At 43.2% G+C, this 23,112-nt stretch carries 18 protein-coding genes and 2 pseudogenes; 6 read left to right on the top strand and 14 right to left on the bottom strand.

Features of this window, described 5'->3' with window-relative positions; genetic code table 11:
- The first annotated feature begins 283 nt into the window (after nt 1–283).
- Together FN961_RS02320 and FN961_RS02325 are read left to right on the top strand one after the other, a co-directional pair.
- Nucleotides 284–1,369 carry a porin gene (locus FN961_RS02320; protein WP_308426184.1) on the top strand — a complete coding sequence of 362 codons (1,086 nt, stop codon included), beginning with the start codon at nt 284–286 and terminating at the stop codon, nt 1,367–1,369.
- Between the two features lie 193 nt (nt 1,370–1,562).
- Nucleotides 1,563–2,560, top strand: a pseudogene (locus FN961_RS02325) (transposase).
- Between the two features lie 494 nt (nt 2,561–3,054).
- On the opposite strand, the gene FN961_RS02330 reads toward FN961_RS02325, so the two are convergent.
- Nucleotides 3,055–3,351: a hypothetical protein gene (locus tag FN961_RS02330; RefSeq protein WP_143562933.1), complete on the bottom strand. Its 297-nt coding sequence runs from the start codon at nt 3,349–3,351 to the stop codon at nt 3,055–3,057.
- A 643-nt stretch (nt 3,352–3,994) separates the two neighbouring features.
- Between FN961_RS02330 and FN961_RS02335 the strand changes: the two are divergent.
- Nucleotides 3,995–4,456 (top strand): annotated as a pseudogene (locus FN961_RS02335) (chemotaxis protein CheX); the annotation flags it as partial.
- 163 nt (nt 4,457–4,619) lie between these two features.
- On the opposite strand, the gene FN961_RS02340 reads toward FN961_RS02335, so the two are convergent.
- The 3 genes from FN961_RS02340 to dnaB form a co-directional block, all read right to left on the bottom strand.
- Nucleotides 4,620–5,945, bottom strand: a complete 1,326-nt coding sequence (locus tag FN961_RS02340) for a BamA/TamA family outer membrane protein (protein ID WP_185972696.1) — start codon at nt 5,943–5,945, stop codon at nt 4,620–4,622.
- 78 nt (nt 5,946–6,023) lie between these two features.
- Complete coding sequence (alr, locus tag FN961_RS02345; protein WP_143562935.1) at nt 6,024–7,100, bottom strand: alanine racemase; 1,077 nt, start codon at nt 7,098–7,100, stop codon at nt 6,024–6,026.
- Between the two features lie 56 nt (nt 7,101–7,156).
- The gene (gene dnaB / locus FN961_RS02350) at nt 7,157–8,563 is read right to left on the bottom strand and encodes a replicative DNA helicase (RefSeq protein ID WP_143562936.1); all 1,407 of its coding nucleotides are present in this window, start codon (nt 8,561–8,563) and stop codon (nt 7,157–7,159) included.
- A gap of 107 nt (nt 8,564–8,670) precedes the next feature.
- On the opposite strand from dnaB, the gene FN961_RS02355 reads away from it, so the two are divergent.
- A complete protein-coding gene (locus FN961_RS02355; protein ID WP_143562937.1) occupies nt 8,671–10,893 on the top strand; it encodes a S46 family peptidase in 2,223 nt (740 codons plus the stop codon).
- Nucleotides 10,894–11,119: 226 nt separating this feature from the next.
- Here the strand turns inward: FN961_RS02355 and rplI are convergent, their stop codons facing one another.
- Genes rplI through rpsF form a run of 4 tightly spaced genes read right to left on the bottom strand, consistent with a single transcriptional unit; the run spans nt 11,120 to nt 12,572 of the window.
- Nucleotides 11,120–11,572 carry a 50S ribosomal protein L9 gene (rplI, locus tag FN961_RS02360; RefSeq protein ID WP_143562938.1) on the bottom strand — a complete coding sequence of 151 codons (453 nt, stop codon included), beginning with the start codon at nt 11,570–11,572 and terminating at the stop codon, nt 11,120–11,122.
- 27 nt (nt 11,573–11,599) lie between these two features.
- Nucleotides 11,600–11,827, bottom strand: a complete 228-nt coding sequence (gene rpsR / locus FN961_RS02365; protein ID WP_076415822.1) for a 30S ribosomal protein S18 — start codon at nt 11,825–11,827, stop codon at nt 11,600–11,602.
- Between the two features lie 11 nt (nt 11,828–11,838).
- A complete protein-coding gene (gene priB, locus FN961_RS02370; RefSeq protein WP_143562939.1) occupies nt 11,839–12,144 on the bottom strand; it encodes a primosomal replication protein N in 306 nt (101 codons plus the stop codon).
- Between the two features lie 8 nt (nt 12,145–12,152).
- A complete protein-coding gene (rpsF, locus tag FN961_RS02375; RefSeq protein ID WP_143562940.1) occupies nt 12,153–12,572 on the bottom strand; it encodes a 30S ribosomal protein S6 in 420 nt (139 codons plus the stop codon).
- A 252-nt stretch (nt 12,573–12,824) separates the two neighbouring features.
- On the opposite strand from rpsF, the gene FN961_RS02380 reads away from it, so the two are divergent.
- A complete protein-coding gene (locus FN961_RS02380; protein WP_143562941.1) occupies nt 12,825–13,577 on the top strand; it encodes a DUF481 domain-containing protein in 753 nt (250 codons plus the stop codon).
- Nucleotides 13,578–13,940: 363 nt separating this feature from the next.
- Here the strand turns inward: FN961_RS02380 and FN961_RS02385 are convergent, their stop codons facing one another.
- Nucleotides 13,941–15,266 carry an SPFH domain-containing protein gene (locus FN961_RS02385; RefSeq protein WP_143562942.1) on the bottom strand — a complete coding sequence of 442 codons (1,326 nt, stop codon included), beginning with the start codon at nt 15,264–15,266 and terminating at the stop codon, nt 13,941–13,943.
- Nucleotides 15,241–15,597 carry a methanolan biosynthesis protein EpsI gene (locus tag FN961_RS02390; RefSeq protein WP_143562943.1) on the bottom strand — a complete coding sequence of 119 codons (357 nt, stop codon included), beginning with the start codon at nt 15,595–15,597 and terminating at the stop codon, nt 15,241–15,243. The genes FN961_RS02385 and FN961_RS02390 overlap by 26 nt, the downstream gene beginning before the upstream one ends.
- Before the next feature lie 609 nt (nt 15,598–16,206).
- Here FN961_RS02390 and FN961_RS02395 point away from each other — a divergent pair.
- The gene (locus tag FN961_RS02395; RefSeq protein WP_143562944.1) at nt 16,207–16,977 is read left to right on the top strand and encodes a 5'-methylthioadenosine/adenosylhomocysteine nucleosidase; all 771 of its coding nucleotides are present in this window, start codon (nt 16,207–16,209) and stop codon (nt 16,975–16,977) included.
- Between the two features lie 470 nt (nt 16,978–17,447).
- On the opposite strand, the gene rlmB is transcribed toward FN961_RS02395, so the two are convergent.
- The 4 genes from rlmB to FN961_RS02415 all read right to left on the bottom strand — a co-directional run bounded on the left by rlmB (nt 17,448) and on the right by FN961_RS02415 (nt 23,057).
- On the bottom strand, nt 17,448–18,188 hold the full coding sequence (rlmB, locus tag FN961_RS02400) for a 23S rRNA (guanosine(2251)-2'-O)-methyltransferase RlmB (RefSeq protein WP_143562945.1): 741 nt from the start codon (nt 18,186–18,188) through the stop codon (nt 17,448–17,450).
- 15 nt (nt 18,189–18,203) lie between these two features.
- Nucleotides 18,204–20,681 carry a ribonuclease R gene (gene rnr, locus FN961_RS02405; RefSeq protein WP_143562946.1) on the bottom strand — a complete coding sequence of 826 codons (2,478 nt, stop codon included), beginning with the start codon at nt 20,679–20,681 and terminating at the stop codon, nt 18,204–18,206.
- Nucleotides 20,682–20,741: 60 nt separating this feature from the next.
- Nucleotides 20,742–21,344: a tetratricopeptide repeat protein gene (locus tag FN961_RS02410; RefSeq protein WP_280525008.1), complete on the bottom strand. Its 603-nt coding sequence runs from the start codon at nt 21,342–21,344 to the stop codon at nt 20,742–20,744.
- A 417-nt stretch (nt 21,345–21,761) separates the two neighbouring features.
- Nucleotides 21,762–23,057, bottom strand: coding sequence for an adenylosuccinate synthase (locus FN961_RS02415; RefSeq protein ID WP_143562948.1), 1,296 nt, complete (start codon nt 23,055–23,057; stop codon nt 21,762–21,764).
- Nucleotides 23,058–23,112: the final 55 nt, after the last annotated feature.

Genomic DNA, 23,112 nt, shown 5'->3' on the forward strand with positions numbered 1-23,112 from the left:
TACTATCCCGTCGAAAATCAACCTTTATTTAATTAATTATTGATATTTAAGGATTTTATCTAAGTGTAAACTTAAGATCTACTTTAAGTTTACGTAAATTTGAACCTACAAAAGTGTAACTTTAAGGTCGACATATTAATTATTTACACTGTAACCCCAGTCCTCTTTGACCCTAATGCCGATTTCGAGGGGATGGGCGCAAAACCCCTTCATGTGGCGGAGGGGTTTTATTAGGGTAGCTGTGTGTCTGAATTATAAAATCTAGATGAATAGGGATAAGATAATGATGAAACTAATGACGGCACTGCCTTTTGGTTTATGTGCTTTAAGCATGAGTGTTAGTGCAGCAGAAACACCTACACTTGAACAACAAGTTGATGCATTAAATAAACGAATTGAACAGTTAGAGGGAAGTTCAATTAGCCCTTCACAATTTGAAAATAGCCAAGTCAGCCTCTATGGCTCCTTCAGACCAACCTTAGTCTATAACGCTGAGAAAGGTAACGACAAAGATGACTGGGATATTGGTGATGCACTCTCTAGAATTGGCATCAAGGCCAGCACCGAATTTGCCGAGGGCTGGAGCGCAATAGCCCAAGGAGAGTGGAGTGTTGATATCGCTAACAACGGTAACTTGGGCAATGCACGCCTAGCGTACCTAGGTATTGCCTCCCCTTATGGCCAAGTCGCCTTCGGTAAGCAAAGACCTGCGCAGTACACTTTAGTTGAAGAGTACCTCGACATCTTCAATCATGCATCTAGCCCTTTTGCCTTCGACAGTAACGGTCCATTTTTTGTCAATAATTTTGCGACCTACAAACTCAACCTAAATGAGTTTACTTTTATGGCTGCAGCACAAGTTAATGGCGACAAAGACACTCATCTGTATAACTCGGGGTTGGCGTTTGACAATAATAACTTGCACATAGGCATCGCTTACCTAGATCAAAACACAAGCGACGTGTTTGGTGGTACTGACGTCGATGGCGATAAGGATACATGGGCAGGTTCTGTTGCCTACAGCTTCGACAACGGCCTTTACTTAGCTGCTGCCTATGCTGATGTCGATTACAGTTATGATATTGCGGGGCTGAGTAAGAGTGGTAGTACGTTAGACACGGCAGTAGCCTATCCCATCGCTGAACATTATAAAGTTAAACTCGGTTATTTTGATTATGACGACGGTAAAAGTGCACTGCTAACCCAAAGTTACGACGGTTATAACACCACGTTAGAGTGGAACCCAGTGGATAATATTCGCCTTCATTTAGAATATTTAGTGCGTAACTATGATCAGAAAAATGATGATCAAACCATCACTATCGGTTTTAGATATGACTTTAATCTTGTATGGGGTAACGGTAATTAAGCACTGCTAAATTAAAACCGGAATAGGATACGAAGACCTATTCCGGTTTTGTTAATACAGATACAGCACTGAGCTTAGCAACTAGGCGCCCGTTCGTAATACGTGTAATAAAACATCTTATCGAGACACCCAGAATTGTTAGAAGCAGATCCCTTGACTAAGCTTAGGTATGAGTTGTTGAGGAGGATTTGTTATGCCAACACCAAGGAAAGCATTAGTTAGTTTGGAGGATACACCCTATTATCACTGTGTACCTCGTTGTGTTAGAAAGGCTTTTTTGTGCGGCGTTGATCGTTATACTGGTCAATCATATGAGCATAGACGAAGTTGGGTTGAAAATCGACTGTTAGAATTAGCGGCTGTGTTCGCTATCGATATCTGTGCCTATGTCGTGATGAGTAATCATCTACATCTGGTATTGCGAGTTGATGCTGATTTGGTTCGAATTTGGTCAGATATAGAAGTGGTATCTCAATGGTAAAAGTTGTTCAAAGGCGATAGCCTTAATCATGACTTTATTAAAGGTGAAACACTTGAATCCTATCAACAAATCATCATCAATAAACGGGTTAAAGAGTATCGTATAAGGTTGATGGATATCTCGTGCTAACGTTTTCAAAAGAGTTGCGAGCATTGAACGAGCCTATTGCCCGTAAGGCCAATGCTGAAGATAAGTGTAAAGGCCGATTCTGGGAGGGAAAGTTCAAGTCCCAGGCGTTACTTGATGAAACCGCTGTTCTGGCTTGCATGGCATATGTAGACCTCAATCCAATACGAGTAAAAATAGCCAAAACGCCAGACACTTCCGATTTCACCAGCATTCAAAGACGCATTAAATCCGCCATGAAAGGTGAGCAACCAAGCTCCTTGTTACCGTTTGTGGGGGATGAGCGTAAAGATATGACCAAAGGATTAACGTTTAATGCCAAGGATTATCTGCAACTTGTTGATGATGCTGGGCGAATAATCAGAAGTGATAAACGTGGGGCGATTACCCAAAATTCACAACAGTTACTCGATAGGCTTAATATCCCTCAAGAAAACTGGCTGAAAATCACCAGCGAATTTACCAAACTATTTAAAGGCGCCGTAGGTACGCTTCAAGAGCTTGATGCTTATTGCGAACACTCTGAGCGTAAACGAAGGCAAGGAGCTGCAAACTGCCGCCGGTGGTTAGATAGCGCACAATAACTCTACAATTCACCTATCGACTCAGTAACCAGACAACCGTCTGGCACTTTTCATGTTTGAATTTCAGATAAATAGTTGAATGTTTAGAGGATAGATTCATCTTTCACAATGATTGATTGCGACTAATCATCCGAGTCAGTCATCTGAAATGAGATGCAACTAGGCAGAAATAAGAGTGGATGTCTTAATTAATTCTCGTCGTGTTAGAAAGTAAATAGTAGCCATCACTGTCATCACGAGGGCAGAACTGACGGGGCTGAATGTGGCTGTGTTTGGGCTTCGGGGTCAGGTCTTGAGTTTTGCCTATCTATTAGAGAAAAAGTATCTTAATTTGCTTCTAACCCCTAATTCAGTCTGCCCCTTTATTCTCATATTTCTATTTCTGGATGCCACTTTTTTATGATAACCAAGGCTGTAAACGCCGAACTTCACAATTAAGTAATAAAGTGGCATCGAGATTATTCAATATTTAATCCAAATCTGTATATGCGTACCTAAAAGAGTATTGACATTATATCCACTTCCATATCGAGGTGACCGGGGAAATAAAATTTCCAACCTTTTGAGATGAGGTCATCAAAGAGCAACCTTAAGCGTTTTAGAGTCATACAGTGTGACTGGATAGCATCAACCCCGTAAATATACTCATCAATCCCCAAGGCTGGCGCACTAAATTTACAACGATAATCGCTCATTCCCGAAATTGGGTCTAGCTCCGGTATACCTAACTCAATAGTCAAGAGTAACTCTTTTTCATCGGGTTTTATTGCTACGTATTCAGTACTTATCAAAAACAATCCTCCTATGATAGCCATTTTTATAATCACTAGGATACAGCTACAGCACTTACTTAAAAGTATAATCAGTGGCTTAGTTCGCGATAACGAAAATTCGGTTGCTATATGCAGTGTATTTTACCATTATTATAATCGTTCGCCGTCTCGGATCACTTTTTGTAGGGCAAAATCATATCAACGAAATTCGAACGAGCTTTTACTTTGAGTAACTTTGGGGTAAAAGCGACTTAAGCTGATTGCTCAAATCGGTTAATGCTCACAACGGCCATAAAAATACCTTCAATACAAAAATGGGGTCCACGCTGGGACCCCATTTTTATTCTATATTTTTATATGGTGCCCCTATTGAGCCCCTCAATCAATCAGAAGCCTCATAAAACCTTAAAAACGGTCCAATCCAGCATAGGAGCGATAGAGAAGGTACGGCTGAGAGGTTTGATAGTTGATTCCATGATTTGCGACGACATATGAGTAACCAATAAATAAACAGGGCAAACGAGCTTAGCGGCGCATTTTACACTGACAGAATTCAATTATAAAGCTGTACTCTAGGGCAAAATAGCCTAATCTTTATTAGAGTAGCTTTTACAAAGGCCTAAACGAGTCCAATATCCATTTCAGTGCGGGGAAATTAGTTATGAACGTAAATTTTATTAACCCTTTTCTTGAGGCGTTAATTAACGTCATCTCAACAATGGCAAATATGCAGCTAACTCCAGGTAAACCGGGGATAAAGAAAGACAATCTTGCCAAAGGCGATGTGTCTGGTCTTATTGGCATGGTTGGACCGCAAACAAAGGGCTCACTCTCTATCACTTTCGAGTTAAAACTCATTCTTGAAATTATGCAAAATATGTTGGGGGAAAACCCAGGTATGATGAACGAGGAGATAACCGATCTTGTTGGTGAAATTACCAATATGGTCACTGGTGGAGCTAAAAATCAACTCGGTGATAAGGGCTATGATTTTGACATGGCCACTCCAGTCGTCGTATCGGGAATAGGCCACACAATTTCACATAAAGCCAATGGCAAAAAAATTATCATGCCTTTTTCTAGTCCACATGGCAGTGCATTTATCGAAATATGCTTCGAGGACGTCAGCCAAGAATCAGCGACTGCTGTAAAAACTGAAGAAACTAAAGGTGCAGACAAAAGTACAGATCCTAGTGCATAGTACCAAAATTAAACCTAAGCAGAATCTCAAATCTGCTCAGGAAAGAACATTGATAAGCTAGGACGATGAGCACGCTAATACAAAGTTAGAATGGTTGATTAACCATGACCCAAAACTGGCGTTCATCACCGCTATAAGCAAACTCTGTTCTTACCACGACACCCTCAACCTCAAAACGCATACCAGCACCTAAGGTCCACTTCATATCTTGGTGCAATTCATTAAAGTCAAACTGATCACTTACCTGACCCGCCTCTGCAAACACGACCCATTGCCACCAAGGGACGTTGTAGAGATTGAAAATTGGCAGAGTTTGAAGTGGTTGCCACTTAGGTTGCATTCTATATTCACTTGAATAGAGCACAGCACTTCGACCCACAAATTGCTTGCTTGAATAACCACGTAAACTGTCAAAGCCACCTAAACTGACCCCAGCAAAAGAAGGAGGTCGGTGATAATCTCCAGATGCTATATCGCCATCATTCCAAGTAGGGGTATCGGCCACATAAAGGTTAAGCGCCAACGTCTGCTCATCGAACCAGCTATTTTCTCCAAGGGAAAAGAAAGCACTTTGCTCAAACTCCCAAGTTGTCCAACTTTCTCTATCACTCTTACCATTCTCTGAACCATTGGCACCAAAATCACGGCTGAACGTTAAACTAGTACGCCCACCAGTATGGCTATTTTTACCATTATCGCGGTTATCCCAATCCAGCTTTAGCTTTACCCCTTGAGCTTTAGTGGGTAAGTCATCATAGCCCACAAGCTCACGAGTCTGAATAAACGGTGTTAACGTAATACTTGAAACTCCAGACTCTCTAGGATCCCAACTAATATTCTTTCTCGCAGGAATGAGACTTCTGGCCGCGCCTTGTGAACCTCTCCCCCATGGTAGAACATACTTTAAATGCAGTTTCGCGTAGGTCTCATCGCCAACGGTTACAACCCTGTCTGTCGGTACACCGACTTTGCCATTAGCACCTTGCGTCCCTTCAGTGCCAGAGGGAACAAAATAGACGCCTTGCTTATAATTCGCACGGTAGTATTCCCCTGAAAATAGCCATTGATCTAGCTTAGGGAGCTGATAATTGTTTATCCCAAGGTAAGTCAACCAACTATCATTCTTACTATAAAGCCCGATGCCGAATAGCGAAGCTTGCGCTTGGCCTGCATGCTTAAGTACACCAGCAACACCCAAAGTTGCACTTAAGTTTTCAGTCGAAAAAATGAAAGGAACAGCTGCAAAATCAGCTTCATAAACACTTTCCTGATCTTTTTTTGAAGACACATCCTCAGACTTGGCTACGCCAGAGTCGAGTATTTCATCATCAATAGGATTAGATTCCGCCGCGCAGGCGTAAGACAGACTAGAGGCACAGCAAAGTGCCAATATGATTAGATAATGGGTCATTTATTTAAGCAACACTTCCACTCAATAATGAGCTCATGCTCATAAAATTGATACGACTAAGAAGATAAATTTAGTTAGTTATTCCAAGCAAACTGCCACTCTAGGGGTCAACTTGGTGACTAATTCATAAGCGATTGTACCTATGTGTTCAGCTACCTCTTCTACGGGCAAGGCTTTTCCCCATAAAATGGCATCATCACCGATACTGTCTTTGGCATCTTTACCCAGATCCACAGTCAACATATCCATAGAAACACGGCCAACGACTGGAACGCGACGCCCATTAATCCATACTGGTGTGCCTTCTGGTGCATTACGGGGATAACCATCACCGTAACCAATGGCAACAACACCAAGTCGAGTGTCCTCTTTAGCATACCAATAACAACCATAGCCCACAGGTTCACCCGCCTTATGATCCCTAACCGCTATGAGTTGAGAAACCAACGCCATAGCAGGTTCTAGACCATGATTCAGCCCCAAATCCCCCATAACGGGTGAAACACCATAGAGGGCTATTCCAGGACGGATCCAATCGGCTTGGCTGTCAGGCCAATATAAGGTACCTGCCGAGTTCGCCAGTGTACGGTAACCCGGTGAATTTTTTGTCAATGCTTCAAAAACCGCTAACTGATCAACGGTCATTGAATTATCCGGTTCATCAGCACAAGCAAAGTGGGACATGATATGGATAGGTTTGGCAACTTGAGGACAAGCCTCAAGTCTGGCATACACACTAGCAAACTGTTCGGGAGTAAAACCCAATCGATGCATACCAGAGTCGAGTTTTAGCCATACTGTAACAGGCTTAGACAAAGAGGCATTTTCCAGCATCTCCAGCTGTACTTCATTATGGATAACAGTATCGATATCGTGCTCAACTAAGGTCATTAGATCCACTTGCCTAAAGAAACCTTCTAGCAAAACAAGCTTTGCTTTTACCCCACCCGCTCTAAGTGCGAGTGCTTCTTCTAGGCGAGCAAGACCAAAGCCATCAGCTTCTGTAAGGCAGTTGGCAACATTCATTAGACCATGGCCGTAACCATTCGCTTTAACGACCGCCATAACTCTACTGTTAGGCGCAATTTGGCGCAAACGCGCCAAATTATCTTTGAGCGCTTGAGCACTTATCTCTGCACGGGGAAAGGGTTTCAAACCATAACCTTAATTTATTGGATAGCAAATATTGTTAACATGTCATGAATCTATGTTTAATCCTCTTCGAACTGAGGACCTGCATAGTTATCAAAACGAGAGAACTGGCCTTGGAAAGTTAATGCAACACGCCCAATCGGACCGTTACGTTGCTTACCAATAATGATTTCAGCCACGCCTTTATGCTCAGAGTCATCGTTATAAACTTCATCACGATAGATAAACATAATAAGGTCGGCATCCTGCTCGATCGCACCAGATTCACGAAGATCTGAGTTAATCGGACGTTTATCAGCACGTTGCTCCAATGAACGGTTAAGCTGTGAAAGAGCGATCACAGGGATCTCTAACTCTTTTGCGAGCGCCTTCAAAGAGCGCGATATCTCAGAAATTTCCAAGGTACGATTATCTTTAAGCGCTGGCACCTGCATTAATTGCAAGTAATCGATCATGATCATCGATAAGCCGCCATGTTCACGAGCTATACGACGTGCTCGACTTCGAACATCCGTCGGGGTCAAACCTGAACCATCATCGATGTACATCTTGCCTTGCTCAAGCATGATCCCCATGGTTGAGGATACGCGAGCCCAGTCATCATCATCGAGCTGACCAGTACGGATCTTAGTTTGATCGACACGTCCCAGTGATGCCAACATACGCATCATGATCTGTTCTGAAGGCATCTCGAGACTGAAGATGAGTACAGGTTTATCTTCATTAAGCGCTGCCTGCTCACACAAGTTCATCGCAAAGGTAGTCTTACCCATAGATGGACGCGCAGCAACGATAATTAAGTCACCCGATTGGAAACCCGCTGTCATCTTATCTAAGTCATTAAAACCGCTCGATACCCCAGTCACACCGTTGGTTGGGTTATTATAAAGCTGCTCAATTTTATCGACGGTCTTTTCGAGAATCGTCTTGATCCCTTCAGGACCTTCGTTCGCATTGGCACGAGATTCAGCAATCTTGAAAACCTTAGTCTCGGCAAGATCTAACAGCTCACTGGAGTTTCGGCCTTCAGGGTTAAAACCTGCATCGGCAATCTCATTGGCGACCTTGATCATGTCACGTACAACCGCACGCTCACGAACAATGCCAGCATAAGAAAGTATGTTACCGGCACTTGGTGTATTTTTTGCAATCTCGCCTAAGTAGGCAAAACCGCCAGCATCTTCTAATTGATCTTCAACTTCTAACTGCTCAGAAACCGTGATCAGATCGATAGGATTACCTATCCCAGTCAAAGTCCCCATTGCGGTAAAGATCATACGATGTGAACGAGAGTAAAAATCTTCTGCCACAACAGCTTCACTCACTCTATCCCACGCGTCAGAGTCGAGCATCAAACCGCCCAATACAGACTGCTCCGCCTCTAATGAGTGCGGTGGCATTTTGAGTGCATCCATCTGGATATCTCTAGGCTTCTTTTTGGCCTTGAAGGCACCTTGTTGTGACATTTAATCTCCAAATTCCCAACAGTTAAACAAAATATGGTATAAAACCGGGTCAAGCAAAAGGAACGTTTACGTTCCAATCCAAACAACAATAAAAATAAGGAAAGAACATGCGTAATGCATTGATCTCAGCAGTTTTGCTGTCTTCAGGTGTCGTATTGGCATCGAGTGCCGCATTTGCCGATGAGGGCCAATGGCAACCTTATCAGATACCATCTATTGCAGATAAACTCAGTGAACGCGGCATAAAAATTCCGGCGAAGCAACTTGCCGATCTAACACAGTATCCAATGAACGCTGTTGTCGGGCTCGGGTATTGTACCGCCAGTTTCGTATCCCCCCAAGGCTTAGTTGTCACAAACCATCACTGTGCCTATCGTGCGATCCAATATAACAGTAAAAAAGAGCATAATTACATCGCAGATGGCTTTTTAGCTAACAGTAAAAATCAAGAACCAAGTGCAGGGCCTAACGAGCGTCTTTACATCACTGAAGCGGTCACGGATGTCTCAAAGACGATCACAGCAAGCCTCAGCCAAGATCCATTAATTCGCTACGAAGAGATACAGTCTAACCGTAAATCTTTGATTAAAGAGTGCGAAAGCGATGATAATTATCGCTGTTCAGTGCGCAGTTTCCACAGTGGCCTTGAATATTACCTCATCAAACAATTAATCATCCGTGATGTACGTCTTGTGTACGCCCCACCGATGAGTGTTGGCGCATTTGGCGGCGATGTGGATAACTATGAATATCCACGTCACTCAGGAGATTTCACCTTTCTACGTGCCTACGTAGGCAAGGATGGCCAACCAGCTGCTTACTCAAAAGACAATGTGCCTTTTACGCCTAAAAGCTACCTCAAGATCAACGCCGATGGTGTTAAAGCTGGTGATGGTGTTTTTGTTGCTGGTTACCCTGGATCTACAAGTCGTTATCGCTTAACCAGCGAACTGCAATTTGCGAGCGACTGGCTCTACCCTACATTGGCGAGCCGCTATCAACTGCGTATCGACACCATAGAAGCCATGGGCGATGCTGACGGTGAAGTCGAAATAAAATATGCTGGCACACTCGCCTCAATGGCCAACCGTATGAAAAAATACAATGGTCTACTTGATGGATTTAAAGCCACTGATATCACTGGCATTAAACAAACCCGTGAAGATGACTTTCTCACATGGCTTGCCGCTGATAACACTTATCAGACATATCAAACTCAATTTGATCAGCTTGAAACCCTGCTAGATAAAAAACGCATTAATATGCAAACACGCCACTACTTCGAAAATGCCCAATCAAGTGACTTATTGAGTGCAGCCAATAAACTCTATCGCTTGGCTAAAGAGAAAACGAAACCCGACAGTGAGCGTGAAGAAGGATACCAAGAACGCGATACCAAAATGTTTAAGGCACGGCTAAAGCGGATTGATTCAAGCTTCGACATCACTGTTGATAAAACCCTTTGGCAACAGGACTTACAAGCTTATATGGCGCAAGAGCATCGCGTTGCGGCACTAGATGCTATGTTAAGTGGCAATGATAATCTAGCCAGCTTGTCTGATAAACTCGAAGGACTGTATGCACTGACCACATTAACCGATCAAGATAAGCGTCTTGCATGGATGAATGCGAGCACCACCGCATTTGAAACCAGCTCTGATCCTTTTATCAGACTCGCTGTTGCTCTGTACGATACCAATATGGCACAAGAAAAAGAGAAGAAGACCCTTTTAGGCGAACTATCTCAAGCCAGACCAGGTTATATGAAAGCCATTATTGCTTATAACAAAGCCAATGACTGGCCAGTATACCCTGATGCAAACGGCACCTTACGTATCACTTATGGCATGGTCGATGGCTATCAATCTCGCGATGCCCTCTACAAGCAACCGTTCACTCGCTTAGAAGGCATAACCGCTAAACACACAGGTATAGAACCCTTTAATGCACCTAAAAAGGTGTTAGATGCCATTAAAGAACAACGCTACGGTAGTCATAAAGTTGCGTCGGTGATTGAAGACCCAAGCAGTTGGATCTGTAAACTCTTCTCATGTTTAGATAAACCTGAAGAGTTCAACTCTGTCCCCGTGAACTTCCTCTCCAGTGTCGATACCACTGGCGGTAACTCAGGTTCACCGGTATTCAATGGGAACGGAGAGTTGGTCGGCCTTAACTTCGATTCAACCTATGAAGCTATCACCAAGGATTGGTTCTTTAACCCAACCATCACCCGTGCAGTCCACGTGGATATCCGCTACATCCTCTGGATGATGGACGAAGTCGACCACGCAGATAACCTGATTGAAGAATTAGACTTAGTGCGTAACTAATACTATCAATTTGTACACGTTCACCAATCATAAATATAGCCACCTACGGGTGGTTTTTTATTACTCACAATAGCAGCGAGATAAGGCAAAGCGAAGCCAACGAGTATCGAACTCTTCGCTATATTTCAGACATAAAAAAACACCGCCTAATCAGATTAGTGCGGTGTTCTCCATGTAAAGCTTTACATCAATACCTAAGTATTAAACGCTTAGCTTTAAGCAAATATTAGTCTTCTGCAACAACAGAAATCTTAACAAAAGCTTTAACTTCAGTGTGAACTTGAACTTCAATTTCGAATTCACCAGTAGTGCGTAAAGCACCTAGTGGAAGACGAACTTCGCTCTTAGCAAGTTCAACACCAGCAGCTGTAACTGCATCAGCGATATCACGGTTACCAATTGAACCGAATAGCTTACCTTCGTCACCAGCTTTAGAAGCGATAACAACACCTTCAAGTGCGTTGAGTTTCTCAGCGCGCTCGTTAGCAGCAGTAAGGCCAGCAGCTAACTTAGCTTCTAATTCAGCACGACGTGCTTCAAAGACTTCAGTGTTAGCAGCATTAGCAACAACAGCTTTACCTTGTGGCAGAAGGAAGTTACGTGCGTAACCTGCTTTAACTGCAACTTGGTCACCTAGGTTTCCTAGGTTTGCGATTTTATCAAGTAAAATAACGTTCATTATTAATTCCTCTAAATTATTGCAGTATTACTGATGTAAATCAGTGTACGGCAGTAGAGAAAGATAACGAGCACGCTTAATAGCGCGAGCTAGTTGACGTTGATATTTAGCGTTCGTACCAGTGATACGACTTGGAACAATTTTACCACTTTCGGTAACATAATTCTTTAGAGTAACGATATCTTTGTAATCGATCTCAGTTACACCTTCTGCAGTAAAACGGCAGAACTTGCGACGACGGAAATAACGTGCCATGTGACAGTCTCCTAAGTTTTCAATTCGACATTTTCAGCGTGTAATACCAAACGATTTTGGCCATTTCGACTCTGTTGAAGAGCGATAAAGCCTTGCACCTCGATATCCACACCGGCCTTCAGTTTATCTGCAACGCTTTCAAAGCGTTCGCCACTAAATATCACTTGCATCTGACAGTATACGTTTCTTAGCATTTCTGCTTCGAGACACTGCGATTTATGTTCCAACATGATCACACTATGTGCGATACCTGATGGGCTGTGAAAGCTTCTGGAACGCGTAATGGTTCCCGATAACACCAAATGATTCGTGGCCACAGAAAAACTTACTCAGCTGTGTTTTCAGCAGCTTCTTCAGTAACTTCTTCAGTTGCTTCAGCAGGCGTACGACGCTCACCTTCGCTTGAACGACGTGAATCACGCTCGTCTTTAGCTTTAGCCATTGGAGATGCTTCAGTGATAGCAGCTTTAGTACGCATAACCATGTTACGCAGTACAGCGTCGTTGAAACGGAAAGCTGTCTCAAGTTCTTCAACCGACTCAGCAGTTGCTTCTACGTTCATAAGAACATAGTGAGCTTTATGCAGTTCGATTATTGGGTAAGCCAGTTGACGACGGCCCCAATCTTCTAAACGATGAATTTGACCGCCAGCTTGGGTAATTACACCCGTGTAACGTTCAATCATACCAGGTACTTGTTCACTCTGATCAGGGTGAACCAAAAATACGATTTCATAATGACGCATATTTTTGCTCCTTACGGTTATCTAGCCTCGTTATTGGCTCAGTCAAACCAAATTGAGGCAAGGAACTAATTAAAGTGACTGATTTAAGCCGCGGAATCATACATAAGAAATCAACGTTACTCAAGCTAATTCTTTAGATAACCTAAATTCAGCTTAGATAATCACTTTGCCGAAAAGAGGCAATATAGGTATGATGTTGGAACGCCAAAAATTGCTCTCCCGCATTAAAGAATAATAGTAAGAATAATAAGAATGTTTAAAGCGATCGCAGTACTACTTTTTTTGACCTTCCCTATTACCACCTGGGCCTTAGTGCCACCAGACTATCAAGAGCCGCCAAGCGACTTTACTGCTGAGATTGAAGCAGGATTTCAGCTCAACACAGGTAATACTGAATCGAGTAGTTTTAACGGTCGAACTAAACTGGTTTACGACACAAGCAAAACCAAACAAGAAGCAACATTCAAAGCTTATTTCGCGGCAGATGATGAGAAAACAACCTCAGAGAAGTACGACATTCAACTTCAGTCTAACTACAAGCTAAACAGCGACTGGGGAGGATACGTATTTGGTCGTGGCGATTTCACTTCAGACAGATTTGGTAGTTACACCCAGATATCGACCTTGTCTTCTGGTTATGGTTTCGACGCCATTTCAAATCTCAACACCAGCCTAAGCTTAGAAGTTGGCCCAGGTTACCGATATAACATGCCGATTGAAACAGAATCAGAGCCCGATCCTGAAGCCAATGCAGACATCATCATACGAACCGCGATTAAGTTTGAGCAGAAACTGCAAGAATACACCACTTTAAATGCCGATCTCACCGCTGAAGCTGGCGAAGACAATAGTACCCTCACACTGGACATGAACTACAAAAATACGCTATTCCAAGACTGGGCCTTTAAGATTGGCGTCAACGTTAAATACACTGACATCGTCCCTGAAGGCACCAAGCAAACTGATACTATCACCACGTTCAACTTGCTCTATACCTTCCAATAGCAGGTTCGTTGTAAGTGCTAGCTGGCTCCTTTCTGATGCCAGTTAGACGCTGACAGGAGAATATCTAAAGGAGAGGAGAGAGAGAATGATGGTTATGGGGTATCGGCAGAAACAGGATGGTTTCAAACTCAGCTCAGTTACCGATATGCCGATTTCGAATATGGCGGTCAACACCAATTCAATTTAAAAATCAATTTTTACTTGGCGCACATTCAGCAATTGAACTGAATATCTCCTATCGAGACTGGAAACAACTCGGCCAAATGGATTATCAACTTGGATATAGATACCGTTTTTAATCTGCTTGAGTCAACAAAGTAAATAGAATCAAAAATAGATTCTATTTACTTGTTACTCCAAGCTCTATTTCTTTTCTAGGCGTTCTTTAAGGTTCAATGCAGCGTCAGCTGCTAGTAAACGCATAAACTCAGAACCATTGCTTTGTGCATCACCTCCAGCTCCGATGACGATTTCAGGCACCAAACGACTATTACCTAAACTGTTAAACAAAGCCGTCTGAATTTGAATCTCTGCTTTTAGAGTTTGATCAAAGACATATTTAGGATCAAGCGCAGCAGACTTAGCACGTTGACGCGCTTCCGCTAACACATCCATACCAAGAGCTTCTAGACGTTGCTGTTTTAATATCTCTGCTTGTTCTAACGCTAATTCAGCTTTAACGGCTACACGTTGCTGAGCAGAAATAATCGCATTCGCTTTTACTCTCTCAGCATCGATTTGTTCCTTAATTTTCAACTTCTCTGATTCAGCCCTTTGCTTGGCAATAGCTTGCTCACCAAGAGCCACTTCAGTACGGGCTTGTTGCTCCGCTTTTTTCAAGTTTTGTCGTGCTAGCGCTTCATCTGCAGCGGCTTGTTTCTGCGCTTCAAGCCTAGAGTTAACTTTACTTTCATAATCAATGTCGATAATACTGGCATCGACAACCGTGATCCCGTATGACCCTAAAATAGGAGCATTACGCAGTTTATTTCCTTTGCCGTCTTGCTTAATTTTTATCGTAACACGCTGCTGTTTGCTCAAGTTATTGAGTTCATCAGTTCCCTCATTACGATTCGAACCAAATGTTTGCTCTGTGACAAAAATGCCATTGACCAGTTGATCTGAGAAATCTTGACTTAATTGACCATTGCCACCTGAATAGTGTTGCTCAACTGACATCATTCTAGCTGACGCCTTCACATTTTCAGTTGTCGCACGCAGTAATAAATTTGAAATTAACGTGTCTTGAGAACCAAATTCTTCATGAATTTTAAGCAATCCCTTCAACTGACCAGACTCATTAGCAGGTACATTACCCGGTAATCTAAAACGTGCGACACCTCTCGCGTCACCAGTGGTCGTATCAAGAAAACGAATGGGGATTAACGATACCAATGCACTCGCAGTTGCGCCCTCATCACCGGTAAAATTAATTGAGATCACTTTGTTATAAGCAGACACAGTACCAAAGGCTTTGAAATAAGGTCCAGCTTGATTTATTACGGTTAGATTTCCGGTAAAAGCAGATTGATGAACCAATCGCTCATCTGCTTCATTCCAAGCAATCATTTGTGAAACTAAAATAGCAATAACGACTAAAACCGTAATAAATGCTGATATTAAAATAATGTTGCGACGTCCAATACGACGGACTAGATTTGGTTTAGTCTCTTGCACCTGACTCTCCATGTGTATTGCTCTCCATATTTAATTTCTTTTTGACAAAGTAGATGATCTCTTTCTCGCTCAATTGAGCACAGAAACTGCCAGACCTATGTAGGTCGATAAAGGTTGCCAGTATGTCTTCTTTGCTTTGTGCCGTTTTATCTTCATTTTCTTGATATTGATTTTTTTCGATAAGTTGAGTGATTAACTCATCAACAACCGTATCTTCATCAAATAACACATTATATTCTTGCGCCCTCTTTACTCGCCCCCTATGCATATTGCGATAGATGACATAAAGCGCTGCGCACAAGATAATAATGAGTGCACTTAACCCTGTAATATAAAAAAACATAATTTCAACTTATGGTGTTTTGAATATTTGGTTTTGTCGAATTACACATACACTTGCACACATATGTTACGACAATCGTCATTTTACAGGTTTAAAATGTAAAAAACAGGGTAGACTTGGTATCCCCTACTGATTAGCAAACTAAAACAAAGTGTAATTCAGTTTCTAGCCAAAACAGGAAGCTTTAGAGGAGACAAGGGATGCTCAAATCGATTTTCATGTCGCTACCCAAGAATCTGGCACTTCGGAGCTTGGTTATTTTCATGGCTATAGCTTTGCCATATATAGGCCTATTTTACACCGGAATAATCTCGCAATTACCCGAGCTTTGGATGTTTATTTTATGGCTGGTAGCTTCAATTGTTTTCGGATTTGTCTCTGATGAAAATGGCCTAAAAAATCCATTTATCAGATAACTAATTTCAACAGTCTTTTAGATTGGATTCACCGTGTTAAATGCGGAGCTTAGCAATACTCCGATACCATTACGGTTATAGGTCTCTATTACTTGTAACTCTGCTTAGTAATGCACAAACCTTTTCTTTGATCTTTCATTTCTCATTTTACACGTTATGATGCGCCTCCCTAACACATTTGAAGATCGCCACAATGCGTCACATCATTACTGTTTTCGCTTTTATGTTTGCTATTATTTCGCCTAACGTTAACGCAGAGGATCAACTGCAGCCCATCGCAATTATGGGTGCTATGGATGCTGAAATAGAAAAACTACTGCCAGAGATCAAACAACGCCAAACTCACACCATTGCTAAAAACACATACTATACTGGTCAAATTCAGGGTAAACCTGTTGTTGTTACCCGCTCAGGTGTCGGTAAAGTTAATGCTGCAATCACCACCTATGTATTGATCAATCATTTCAACTCAAGCAGCATTATCTTCACTGGTATCGCTGGCGCTGCAGGGCCAGAATTGAATGTCGCTGATGTGGTTATCTCTACCGCCCTCGTTCAACACGATGTTGACTTAACCGCATTTGGCGCACCAAAAGGCCAACTAGACGGACATGATGATCGCTACTTCTATGCCGATAAAAAGTTGCAAAATATTGCTTTAGAAGCAGCTAAAAAAGTGGTCGGCAAAGATCGTATTCACTCAGGTATTATCGCCACAGGTGATCAGTTTATTGCTGATAAAGCCGTTGTGAGCATGCTACTCGAAGAATTTAATGCTATCGCCGTCGAGATGGAAGGTGCAGCCGTCGCACAAGTAGCCGATATGTTTGATATCCCACTTGTAGTTATCCGCACTATCTCCGACAAAGCTGATGGCTCCGCCCATCTAGTGTATGAAGAAGCCAAACAAGTCACCGCCGATAACTCAGTCGCTATCACGTTAAACATGATCAGCAAACTGTAACCTTCACTTAGCCTCTTAGCCTCTTAGTCTCTTAGTCTCTTAGTCTCTTAGTCTCTTAGTCACATACATATTTGGGTAGACAGATCAGCGTTACAAGTTAAATCTAACGCAGATTACCAGAATAGAAATTGACGAATAAAACTCAATCGAAGAGATAAATAAGCTAGTGCTAGATGCGCCTGCGAGTTTCGGCAGCATGGATGCTGCCGTAAAGCCCACATGGATGTGCTTGGGGCGTCTCGCAGAAGTAACTGCACATAAGCACGCTGCAAGCGATTAGTACCAATATCATTACAGGCAGATAATCCGTCATCAAATACTAAAAAACAGAGCCAATGGATTTCCTTGCATGGGGCACTGACATTAATGTACCAGACACAAAAATGCCGATGAGGAGTAATCCGCATCGGCATTCAATATCACTGTGGGATACAGACTCCCAAAATGACAATAGTTAAGTTTTCAGAAACTTAACTTAATCGCTGGCGTACAGCCTCAAACAAGCAAATTCCACTCGCAACAGAGACGTTCAAGCTAGACACCGACCCTGACATTGGAATCGATGCAATTGAATCGCAACCTTCACGAGTTAAACGGCGTAAGCCTTTATCTTCAGCACCCATAGCAATCGCTAGCGGCCCTTTAAGATCAGTCTTGTACAAGTCGCTATCAGCTTCACCAGCCGCGCCCACAATCCAGATCCCTTTATCTTGCAGGCTCTTCATGGTGCGCGCTAAGTTAGTCACTTGGAATAAAGGCACAACTTCAGCTGCACCACACGCCACTTTGCTCACTGTTGGCGTTAAGCCTACAGAGTTATCTCTCGGAACGATCACACCATGTGCACCTGCAGCATCCGCATTTCGTAGACACGCACCTAGGTTGTGAGGGTCTGTCACGCCATCCAAAATCAGGAAGAAAGGCATGTCTGTTTTCTCAACCAAAGTAAGAAGATCTTTCTCGTTGAGTTGTTTAACGGGCTTTACTCTTGCGAGCACACCTTGGTGTTGTCCGTTATCTGATTTTTCATCAAGTACTTTACGTGCTGATGTTTGCACTGCAACACCAAACTCTGCAGCGGTCTGAACCAACGCAGTTAATCTTTGATCATCACGACCAGCTTGTACCCACATTTCGATCACGCGCTCTGGACTGTGCTTTAATACTGCTTCAACAGCGTGTATTCCAAAGGTGATATCTTGTTTTTTCATTAATGACTATCTCTATTACTTAGCTTTGCTTTTGGCCGTGCTCTTTTTTGCTGAAGGCTTTTTAGCCTTCGACTTCTTAGCTGCCGATTTTGTTTTCGTGCCTGACTTCTTTGCTCCACCACTTGGGTTCGCTTTGCCTGAATCTTTGCTCTTTTCACCAGAGGCTTTACCTGCTCCCGCTTTTGAGCGAGAACCGCGTCGCTTAGGCTTATCACCTTTTTCCGCTTTGCCTAACTTGGCGCCTTCGGCATTCACACGCTCTCTAGCAGTCATTGGCTTCTTGCCACGGCTTGGACGTTTGGATTTACCCTCTTCACCCGCCATCATCAGCTCTATCTGACGATCATCTAAGTTAACACCTGCGACCTTAACGGTAACGGCATCACCAAGCTGATAGATTTGACCTGAGGCTTCACCCACAAGACGCTGACGCATATTGTCATACTGGAAGTAGTCACTGCCTAGACTTGAGATATGCACTAAGCCGTCGATAAATAGCTTATCTAAACGAACAAACATACCGAAGTGAGTCACTGAAGCGATCACAGCTTCAAACGTGTCACCAACGTGATCTTGCATAAATTCGCATTTCAGCCAATCACTCACATCACGGGTTGCTTCGTCTGCACGACGTTCAGTGGTTGAACACTCAACACCTAACAAATCTAACTCTTCGAGTTGATAGTTATAGCCGCCATCCGGTGTCCACTTCTCTTTTCCTTCACCGGCTTCTTTCGCTAATAGATAACGGATGACACGGTGCAAAATAAGATCAGGGTAACGACGAATTGGCGAAGTAAAATGAGAGTATGCCTCTAGCGCTAAACCAAAATGACCTTCATTATCTGGCGTATATGTTGCCTGCTTCATGGATCTGAGCAGCATAATCTGGATCAGTTCAGCATCCGGTCTGTCAGCAATCTTCTCCATGATAGCCTGATAATCTTTAGGCGTTGGATCAAGGCCGCCATCCATCGTCAAGCCACGCTCTTTAAGGAAATCTTTGAAGTTCGTGAGTTTCTGCTCTGATGGTGACTCATGCACTCGATAAAGGACTTCGCCCTTATGCTTTTTAACGAACTTTGCCGAGGCAACGTTCGCTAAGATCATGCATTCTTCAATGATCTTATGGGCTTGATTACGAGTGCTCGGCACAATGCTGTCGATCTTACGATCCGCATTAAACACAAATTTAGTTTCGGTGGTTTCAAATGCAATCGCACCACGTTCAGCTCGAGTTTCATCAAGGGTCAGATACAAAGATTGCAGAGCCTGAAGATGTGGCAATATCGGCTTAAGCTTATCACTCACCTCTCCACCTTCAAGCATATCAGCAACTTGAGTGTAAGTTAGACGAGCATGAGAGTGCATCACAGCAGGATAAAACTTATAACCCGACAGTTTACCCGCAGCAGAGATGGTCATCTCAGCCACCATACATAGGCGATCAACCTCTGGCATCAATGAGCATAATCCGTTAGAGATTTTCTCGGGAAGCATTGGGATCACTTGCGATGGGAAATATACTGAGTTACCACGAGCGCGAGCTTCTTTATCGAGTGCAGACTCTGTGCGCACGTAATGGCTCACATCAGCGATAGCAACCCATAAACGCCAGCCGCCACTTTTTTTCTTTTCAGCATAAACCGCATCATCGAAATCGCGAGCATCTTCACCGTCAATGGTCACTAAAGGCAGATCACGCAGATCGACACGACCTTTTTTATCCTCTTCGGTCACTTCATCGGGAATAGCACGTAGCTTTTTCTCAATAAGGCTAGACCAGGTATGAGGCAGATCGTAATTGCGCAGCGCAATTTCAATTTCCATGCCTGGCGCCATCTGCTGACCGAGTACTTCAGTCACTTTACCTGCGGCTTTGACATAACGGCCTGGGCGGCGAGTCAGTTCAAGCACAACGATATCTCCCTGACGAGCACCATTTCGGTCTTCATCTGGGATCAAAATTTCTTGAGTAATACGTCTGTCGTCGGCAATAACAAATGCCATACCAGAGTCAAGATGAAAGCGCCCTACAAGCGCCGCAGCTCTTTGCTCAACTAAACGTACTATTCTGGCTTCGCGACGTCCTTTGCGATCAACACCAGCTTTTTGCGCCAGCACTTTATCGCCATGGAAGTACATCAACATGTCACGGTTATTAATAAAGAGGTCATCACCGCCCTCTTCAAGCTTCAGGAAGCCGAAGCCATCCTTATGCCCTATGATGGTGCCGGTTAGCAGGTCCATTCTCTCTGGCAACCCATAAGATTGACCACGGGTAAACACTAGCTCACCGTCACGCTCCATAGCGCGAAGTCGACGTCTTAATGCTTCAAGCTGTTCTTCACCTTCAAGCTTGAGTGCTGCGGCTATTCGTTCACGGTTAAGGGGTGATGTTTCAGAGCGCAAGTAATCTAAAATATACTCGCGGCTAGGAATAGGGTTTTCATAATTTTGTTGTTCACGCTTTAAATGCGGATCTTTGATCATTCAATATCTCAAATTCATACCTAGAACTCTATCTAGGTCATACAAATAAAATTGTATTAATTATCGGGATTTCAGGTGCTCCAACTTGATCCTGGCAACGATGCTAGGCGGTATTTTCTGTTCAAGCACCTTCAATAATTCGTAGGCTTCTTTTTTGGTCGCCTCATCGCTAAATATGCCGTTATATAGCCAGTGGTATCCCGTTTCAAAATCTCTGTAGCTACCATACCCTTCACCAAACAGTCTCACTAATAACACGCGAGCGGGTAGATCACCACTGGCCGCAGCAGGTAACACATACTGGACGGCGCGATTTTTATCTTGGAATACAAACGTACCATGGTAATAGTATTCGGCAATTCTCACCATGGCTTCGGCACTGCCTTGAGCCACAGCGTCTCTCATTAAGGCCATTCCCCTCTGAGGATTGGCTTTCACGCATGTGCCATAGTTCAACATTTCGCCCCAGAGATATTGATAAAGTGGCTGTTTCAACACTTCGGCTCTGGCTTCAATATCCTGAACTAACTGACAGTCATCGCTTACTACACGGGCAAGATACTGTTTACTGCGAATAAGCTCAATTAACTGCTCTTGGCTATAGATATCTACAGCCTCAGTTTCAGCATGGCTTGGCAAAGGAGTCACGAGTGTCAGCAGCATAATAAATGCAGACCGTGGCAAATTTGCTATAAAACCTATTAACTCTTTTCTTAACATGGCTTTTCCCACAAAAATATTATCTATGTAAGTAGCGATGAGATAAAACACTCTAAAATATTAAGTACTTTATATCATCCATACTTACCATTCCCTATCCTTAATAGGTCATCGGCAGTATAGCCCATTTCTTAAGGGCAACTAAATTTCTCTCTATTAACACGTAAACAAAGCAATAACGAAGATTTATATCCATCCCTGGTAAATCTTCATAAATGTTCCTGACATAAAGAAGATTTATATCCATCCCTAGTAAATCTTCATAAATGTTCCTGACATAAAGAAGATTTATATCCATCCCTAGTAAATCTTCATAAATGTTCCTGACATAAAAAGACCGCTTGCGCGGCCTCTAAACAATTAACTAAACGGATTCACCAGAATCATGGTCTCGTTTCTATCGGGACCCGTTGAGATAATATCAATTGGCGTATCGAGTAACTCTTCAAGACGCTTGATATAGTTCAAAGCTGCTTGTGGCAGTTGCTCTAAAGATGTCGCACCGACAGTCACTTCACTCCAGCCTGGCATTGTTTCAAGTACAGGTGTCACCATCTCGTAGCCTTCGGCTGCAAGTGGAGTCACTGTAGCGACAGTGCCATCTGGATATTGGTAACCGACACAGATCTTAACTTCTTCAAGACCGTCTAGAACATCTAGCTTAGTCAGGCAGAAACCACTGATACTGTTAATCTGTACCGCACGCTTCATTGCTACAGCGTCTAACCAACCTGGACGACGTTTACGACCAGTAGTCGCACCGAACTCGTGACCTTTAACACCAAGATAATCACCAATTTCGTCTTTCAACTCTGTTGGGAAAGGACCTGCACCAACACGTGTGGTGTAAGCCTTCATGATGCCTAAGACGTAGTCTAGGTGACGTGGGCCAAATCCAGAACCTGTCGCAACACCACCTGCAGTAGTATTTGAAGAAGTTACAAACGGATAAGTACCGTGGTCGATATCAAGCAATGTGCCTTGTGCGCCTTCAAATAGAATTGGCTCACCAGCTTTACGTGCCTGATCAAGAAGTTCAGTAACGTCAACACACATGCTCTTCAGGTAATCAGCGATAGCGAGCGCATCTTTCAATGTCTCTTCGTAATCGACTGCATCACACTTGTAGTATTCGGTTAGCATAAAGTTGTGATAAGACATCACCTCTTTTAGCTTCTCTGCAAATAGCTCTGCGTTAAACAGATCGCCAACACGAAGACCGCGGCGTGAAACCTTATCTTCATAAGCAGGACCGATACCACGACCCGTTGTACCAATAGCTTTGTTACCTCGAGCTTTTTCACGGGCAACATCTAGAGCACAATGGAATGGAAGGATGAGTGGACATGCTTCAGAGATAAGTAGACGTTCCTCAACAGGAACTCCACGCTCTTTAAGCATATTGATCTCTGTCATCAGCGCGTCTGGTGCAAGCACCACACCGTTACCAATAATGCATTTTACATTATCGCGTAAGATCCCTGATGGAATAAGATGGAGAACGGTTTTTTCGCCGTCGATGACAAGAGTGTGACCCGCATTGTGGCCACCTTGGTATCGAACAACATATTTTGCCTGTTCGGTAAGTAGATCGACTATCTTACCCTTTCCTTCGTCACCCCATTGGGTGCCGAGAACTACGACGTTTTTGCCCATTATTTGCTGCACGGTAGTGGTTAAAACGGGATTTTAGCAGATCTATAGGGGCGGT

Source organism: Shewanella hanedai (assembly GCF_007197645.1).
Lineage (GTDB): Bacteria > Pseudomonadota > Gammaproteobacteria > Enterobacterales > Shewanellaceae > Shewanella > Shewanella hanedai.